Origin of the sequence: Rhodococcus sp. ENV425, from assembly GCF_002887785.1 — a bacterium.
Lineage (GTDB): Bacteria > Actinomycetota > Actinomycetes > Mycobacteriales > Mycobacteriaceae > Rhodococcus > Rhodococcus aetherivorans.
The window spans coordinates 69866-76560 of sequence record NZ_PCZU01000253.1 but is presented as its reverse complement, the minus strand read 5'-3'; the positions used below and the strand labels follow the sequence as shown (position 1 = coordinate 76560).

At 69.2% G+C, this 6695-nt stretch carries 6 protein-coding genes and 1 pseudogene; all 7 read right to left on the bottom strand.

Annotated features, from left to right (window positions below):
* Positions 1-169: 169 nt before the first annotated feature.
* Positions 170-2674 carry a DNA gyrase subunit A gene (gene gyrA / locus CQZ88_RS22485; RefSeq protein WP_102800335.1) on the bottom strand — a complete coding sequence of 835 codons (2505 nt, stop codon included), beginning with the start codon at positions 2672-2674 and terminating at the stop codon, positions 170-172.
* 150 nt (positions 2675-2824) lie between these two features.
* Entirely contained in the window at positions 2825-3658 is an 834-nt protein-coding gene (locus tag CQZ88_RS22480; RefSeq protein WP_102800334.1) for an MHYT domain-containing protein, read from the bottom strand.
* A gap of 157 nt (positions 3659-3815) precedes the next feature.
* A complete protein-coding gene (locus CQZ88_RS22475) occupies positions 3816-4652 on the bottom strand; it encodes an MHYT domain-containing protein (protein WP_006934481.1) in 837 nt (278 codons plus the stop codon).
* Positions 4652-5206, bottom strand: a complete 555-nt coding sequence (locus CQZ88_RS22470; RefSeq protein WP_006934480.1) for an ATP/GTP-binding protein — start codon at positions 5204-5206, stop codon at positions 4652-4654. Before CQZ88_RS22470 ends, CQZ88_RS22475 begins: the two co-directional genes overlap by 1 nt.
* A 13-nt stretch (positions 5207-5219) precedes the next feature.
* Positions 5220-5594, bottom strand: a complete 375-nt coding sequence (locus tag CQZ88_RS22465; protein WP_006934479.1) for a DUF742 domain-containing protein — start codon at positions 5592-5594, stop codon at positions 5220-5222.
* A gap of 13 nt (positions 5595-5607) precedes the next feature.
* A complete protein-coding gene (locus CQZ88_RS22460) occupies positions 5608-6024 on the bottom strand; it encodes a roadblock/LC7 domain-containing protein (protein WP_006934478.1) in 417 nt (138 codons plus the stop codon).
* A pseudogene (locus tag CQZ88_RS22455) lies at positions 6021-6695 on the bottom strand (ATP-binding protein); the annotation flags it as partial. The pseudogene CQZ88_RS22455 and the gene CQZ88_RS22460, both read right to left, overlap by 4 nt.

Sequence of the window (6695 nt, the reverse complement as noted above, 5' to 3'; positions counted from 1 at the left end):
CTCCCGCGGCGGGGTTCCGGGCGGCACCCGGCGCGTCCGACGGCGCCGCAGCGCCCTCCGGCTTCACCTCGGGAGCCTGCTTCCCGGGTACCTCTCGTCCGTTCTGTCCCTTCGGCGGCTGAGCGGGCGGCCCCTGCTCGGCCCCGTTCGGTCCCTGGGGAGTGCTCACTTACGACTCCTTCGCTTCGAGTACGGCGCTCTCCTCGGGCTCGTCGGCGTTGCGTGCGATCGCCAGCAACGTGTCCCCCTCCCCCAGGTTCATCAACCGCACACCCTTCGTCTGTCGGCCGGCCTTGCGCACCTGCTTCGCGGGGGTCCGGATGACGCCACCGCCCGAGGTGATCGCGTACAGCTCGTCGTCGTCGTCCACGATGAGCGCTCCGACCAGAGTGCCACGCTTGCGGTCGTACTGGATGGTCAGCACGCCCTTGCCGCCGCGGCCCTGCGCCATGTAGTCCTCGATCGGGGTGCGCTTGGCGTACCCGCCGGACGTCGCGACCAGCAGGTACGTGCCCTCGCGGACCACGTTGAGGGAGAGCAGGGCGTCGTCCTCGTTGAACCGCATGCCCTGCACACCTGAGGTCGCCCGGCCCATCGGCCGCAGCACCTCGTCGCTCGCCGCGAAACGGATCGACTGTCCCTTCGCGGACACCAGCAGCAGGTCGTCGTCCGACGAGCACAGCACCGCGCCGACCAGTTCGTCGTCACCGCGCAGGTTGATCGCGACGATGCCGCCGGACCGGTTGGAGTCGAAGTCCGACAGGCGCGACTTCTTGACCAGGCCGTTGCGGGTCGCGAGCACCAGATACGGGGCGTCCTCGTAGGACTTGAGCCGGATGACGCCCTGGATCCGCTCGTCCGGCTGGAAGGCCAGCAGGTTGGCCACGTGCTGGCCGCGCGCGGTGCGGTTGGCCTCCGGCAGCTCGTAGGCCTTCGCCCGGTACACCCGGCCCTTGGTGGTGAAGAACAGCAGCCAGTCGTGCGTGGACGTCACGAAGAAGTGCTTGACGATGTCGTCCTGCTTGAGGTCGGCACCCTTGACGCCCTTGCCGCCACGCTTCTGGGACCGGTACAGGTCGGTCTTGGTGCGCTTGGCGTAGCCGGTCTCGGTGATGGTGACGACCACGTCCTCGCGGGCGATGAGGTCCTCGTCGGAGACGTCGCCGTCGGCCGCGACGATGCGGGTGCGGCGGTCGTCGCCGTACTTGTCGACGATCTCCTTCAGCTCGTCCCGCACGATCGCGCGCTGGCGCTCGGGCTTGGCGAGGATGTCCTTGAGGTCGTCGATCTCGCGCTCGATCTCGGCGAGTTCGTCGACGATCTTCTGTCGTTCCAGAGCGGCGAGGCGGCGCAGCTGCATCGCCAGGATCGCGTCGGCCTGGATCTCGTCGACGTCGAGCAGCCCGATCAGGCCGGTGCGCGCGTCCTCCACCGTCGCCGAGGCGCGGATCAGCGCGATGACCTCGTCGAGCGCGTCGAGCGCCTTGACGAGTCCGCGCAGGATGTGGGCCCGCTCCTCCGCCTTGCGCAGCAGGTACCGCGTCCGGCGGACGATGACCTCGACCTGATGGTTGACGTACAACCGGATCATCTGGTCGAGCCGCAGGGTGCGCGGCACGCCGTCGACGATCGAGAGCATGTTGCAGCCGAAGCCGGTCTGCAGCTGCGTGTGCTTGTAGAGGTTGTTGAGGACGACCTTCGCCACGGCGTCACGGCGGACGGTGACGACGATGCGCATGCCCACACGGTCCGACGACTCGTCGTGGATGTCGGAGATGCCGGCGATCTTGCCGTCCCGGACCTGCTCGGCGATCGAGGTGATCAGGTTGTCCGGGTTGACCTGGTACGGCAGTTCGGTGATGACGATGGAGGTCTTCCCCCGGGCGTCCTCCTCGATCTCCACGACACCGCGCATCCGCACCGAGCCGCGGCCCGTGGTGTACGCGTCCTTGATGCCCTGGCCGCCGACGATCAGGCCCGCCGTCGGGAAGTCCGGCCCCTTGATGCGCTCCATGACGGCCGCCAGGGTGGCTTCCTCGTCGGCCTCGTAGTTCTCGAGCGCCCAGTAGATCGCCTCGGCCACCTCACGGAGGTTGTGCGGCGGGATGTTGGTGGCCATGCCCACCGCGATGCCGCCGGAACCGTTGATCAACAGGTTGGGGATACGGCTGGGGAGAACCACCGGCTCGAGCGTGCGGCCGTCGTAGTTCGGCTGGAAATCGACCGTCTCGTGGTCGATCTCCCGCAGCATCTCCATCGCGAGCGGCGTGAGCCGGCACTCGGTGTACCGCATCGCGGCCGCACCGTCGTTGCCGCGGGAACCGAAGTTGCCCTGGCCGTCCACGAGCGGGTAGCGCATCGACCACGGCTGCGCGAGTCGCACGAGCGTGTCGTAGATCGAGGCGTCGCCGTGCGGATGGTAGTTGCCCATCGTCTCGGCGACGGCACGTGCCGACTTCACGTAGCCGCGGTCCGGGCGGAACCCGTTGTCGTACATTGCGTACAGGACGCGGCGGTGCACCGGCTTGAGACCGTCCCGCACATCGGGCAGGGCGCGGCCCACGATCACGCTCATCGCGTAATCGATGTAGCTGCTCTGCATCTCCTGCTGGATGTCGACGGGCTCGATGCGGTCGTGCCCCGGCCCCTCCGGCGGCAACGTGGTGTCGGTCATGAGCTCCTTCTTCTACTCGGCTCGAACGCCGCGGGCTTCCGCCCGGCGCGCGTCTCGCAACCACACGAGTCTATAGGTGCAGGTCAGCTCGCACACCGACCGATGCGGCGATTCCGCTCGACCGACCCTGCACGTCGCCCGGAATTCGCGTCACGATCGCGCCGGAACGGTCCGCGACGAGTCGGTGCCGTCGTCGTCGGTGGTCCAGCGGGCGAACTCCTGTTCCAGTGCCAGATCCCTCCGGCTGGGCGCGAGCAGCAGCGCCGCGATGGGCACGGTGAGAACGACGATGCCGAGCACGAAGGAGGGGAACAGCAGGGCGGTGACGGTCTGGCCCGCCGGCAGCGGGACGGTCGGGTCGACCTGGACGCGCACACCGGCCATGCCGGTGTAGTGCAGCGCCACGACCGCGCAGCCCATGAGCAGGGCGGCCGGTACCCGGAGCGTCCACCGGTCCGCGGCCTGCGCGAGCCACAGGGCGACCGTGGCCGCGACGACACCGATGGCCACCGAGGCCACGACGAACGCCGTGTCGTGCTCGAGCGAGCCCTGGATCCGGATGGCCCACATGCCTCTGTAGTGCATGAGGCTGACCGCCAGGCCCATCCCGACGCCGCCGACGAACAGGCGGACGAGAGACGGGACGCGGTTCACCCACGCGGCGCGGGAGCTCACGAGCCAGAGCCCGAACCAGGTGGCGGCCACCGACAGCGCGACGGAGAAGACGGTCGGTCCCAGCGCGTAACGGACCGCGGTACCCGGGACGTCGAAGCCCATCATCCCGATGAAGTGCATGAGCCAGACGGCCACACCGCCGACGGACAGGGCGGCCATGGCCATCCAGCGGCGGTGGCCGCGGCCGGTCGGGGCGATCAGCGCCTGGCGAGCGCAGGAGAGCCCGACGAACGATCCGACGACGGAGGTGGCATAGGCGAGGAAGAACACCCACATCCCCATGGAGAAGTGGTGCATTTCGTGCGACATCGTGACCTTCTGAGCGTGGCACGCGGAAGTCGGTCCGCACTCGTGCGGTGGCGCGCCACACCGAATCGATACGGGCTGCGACTTCGCCCCCTCGACAGCGATCGGAGCGTATCGCATCGATGTAATTCGCACGGGGGCAGGTCCCGCCCCCGTGCGCTCAGGTGGCCGGACGCCGGGGATCGGCCGGGCTGTGCTGCTGCGCCCACGCCTCGGCCTCGGCCTCCAGTGCGGCCGCCACCCGGTCGGGAGCCATGAGCAACGCCATGATCGGGACCGTCAGGATCAGCATGCCGAGCACGAACACCGGGAAGAGGACGGCGAACACCTCGACCCCCGACGGGGCCGCGGTCGCCGGATCCACCGTCACCTGCACCGCCGCCATCGCGAGGAAGTGCACGCCGATCACCGCCGCGCCGGCGAAGATGCTGCCGCCGATCCGCATCCACCTGCTGTCGGCGACCGTGACCAGCCACAGGACCACCACCGCGGTAAGGCAAGCCGCCACCACGGACGCCGCCACGTAGGTCAGGTCGTATGCGACGGTGCCCTGCAGTTCCATCGCCCACATGATCGAGTAGTGCACGCCGGCGATCCCGGCGCCGAGGACCAGCGACCCGCCCAGCAGCCGTGCCGCCACGGCACCGCGCGACGGCCGGGCCCGGCGCGACACCCGCTTCGGCTGCACGACCACCATGGCGACGAAGGCGGACACCAGCGCCACCGCCATCGAGAAGACGATGCCGAGCAGGTCGTATCGGATGATGCTGCCGTCCACCGTGAAACCCGCCATCGGCAGGAAGTGCGCCAGCCACACCCCGACGCCCCCGGTCGAGAGCGCGGCTCGCATCAGCCAGTACAGCCGCGCCCGTTCCGAACCGGCGGACAACGACTTGCGGGCACTGGCCAGTCCCACGAGCAACCCGATCGCCGACGTCGCGTACGCCAGGACGATCACCCACGTGCCCATGCCGAACAGGTGCACGTGCGTGTCCATCAGGGCGCTACCGGCTGATGCAGCTTGCGCAGCGCGTACTCGGTGACCGTCACGAGCGCCGACTTGGCGGACTCGCGCTGCCGAGCGTCGATCGAGACGATCGGCACGTCCGCCGAGACCGCGAGGGCCTGACGGATGTCCTCGGTCGGGTACCGCGGGGCGTCGTCGAATTCGTTGATCGCGACGATGAACGGCAGGTTCCGGGCCTCGAAGAAGTCGACCGCCGCGAAACTCTCGTCCAGACGCCGGGTGTCGATGAGCACGATGGCACCGATCGCACCTCGGATCAGGTCGTCCCACATGAACCAGAACCGGTGCTGCCCCGGCGTACCGAACAGGTACAGCACGAGATCCTCGGCGAGGCTGATCCGGCCGAAGTCCATCGCGACGGTCGTGGTGGCCTTCTGCGGCGTCGCGCTCAGGTTGTCGACGCCGTCGCTGGCGTTGGTGACCAGCGCTTCGGTGCGCAGCGGAACGATCTCCGAGACCGCCCCCACCAACGTGGTCTTGCCGACACCGAAGCCCCCGGCGATCACGATCTTCGTCGAGGTCACCCGCTTCGGGGAGTTAGAGTTCGCGAAGTCCACTGAGGACCCTTTCAATCAGCTCACGACGCTCCGCGTCGCTCGAATCGTCTTTCAGGGTGGCCAGGATCCGTACGTGCCCGGCTTCGACGAGATCCGCCACGAGTACGCGCGCCACCCCGATCGGCACACCCACCCGCGCCGCGATCTCGGCGACCGACGGGGACTCTCTGCACAAAGCCACGATCGTGGCATTGATGTTGTCCAGGTCCCGGGCACGGTCGTCCGTTCCCGGGAGGACCTGGATCAGTGCCTCCAACGCCAGCTCGACCGCGGGGCTGGTCCGTCCCGAAGTCAGTGAGTACGGCCGGACCAGACTGGGCTGGGCCGGCGGCGACTCCGGCTTGCGTTCTTCCATGGCCACCTCGACGTCAGGACCCCAGACCGATGCGCGGAGTGGCCTCGACCGACGCCCCCACACGATCGACCAGGAGTGCCATCTCGTAACCGACCTGTCCGATGTCGCATTCCGAGGCGGTCAGGGTCGCAAGGTGCGAGCCGTCACCCACGCTCATCAGCAGCAGGTAACCGTGCTGCATCTCCACGACGGACTGGAGCACTCCGCCGCCCTCGAAGAGCTGGGACACGCCGTTGGACAGGCTGGCCAGGCCGGACGTGACGGCAGCGAGCTGCTCGGCACGGTCGACAGGCAGGTGTGCGCTGGCCGCCATCAGGAGGCCGTCCGCGGACACGAGCACGGCGTGGGAGACGCCGGGAACCTCGCGCGCGAAGTTCGACACCAACCAGTCCAGAGGACGAGTTACGTCGGATCCATGGTCAATGTTCATCGAACTCCCTGTTCGTCGGTCTGGGTGGACGCGTGCGCGGAGGCCCGCCCGTTGCGAACCCCTTGCTGGTGACGGCTCAGGTTGGCCCGGATGGCCTCCGGGTCGCGCCGCCGAACAGCCGGCACAGATCCGGTCGCCGGGGAGGCGACCGCACCGGGCACCAGCCTATGACCGGGTGCACGTCGCGGAAGACCCGCGGTGGTGAGTTGCTCCACCGGGGCTTGCGCCGCCTCCTGGGCGGCCCTCCAACCGACGTCCGCCCGCGAGTTCCACTCCGGCCGACGGTCCTCCGGCAGGCTCGTCGGATCGACGAGCCAGCTCGACATCATGTCGGCGAAGATCGGCGTGCCGGCACCCGGACGCAGCGTGTTGACGTCGGGCCGCGGCTGGAAGAACGCGGCCGTCTTGGCCGGGTTCGTCCGGTACCGATGCCGTGCGGCGCGGCCCGGCTGCCCGTCGGCTGCTGCGCTGCCGTGGCCGGCGGACGCGGCGGCCGGGTCTGCGGACTGCTCGGAATGCTGCTGCGGCAGGGAGGAATCGGCGGCGGCCGGCGGCGTCGGCAGCCCGGGAGTGCTCCCGGGGCGGCGCTGCGGCAGACCGTTGCCCGACGCACCGCTGCCCGACGCACCGTTCCCCGACGCACCGTTCCCCGACGCACCGCTGCCCGGCAC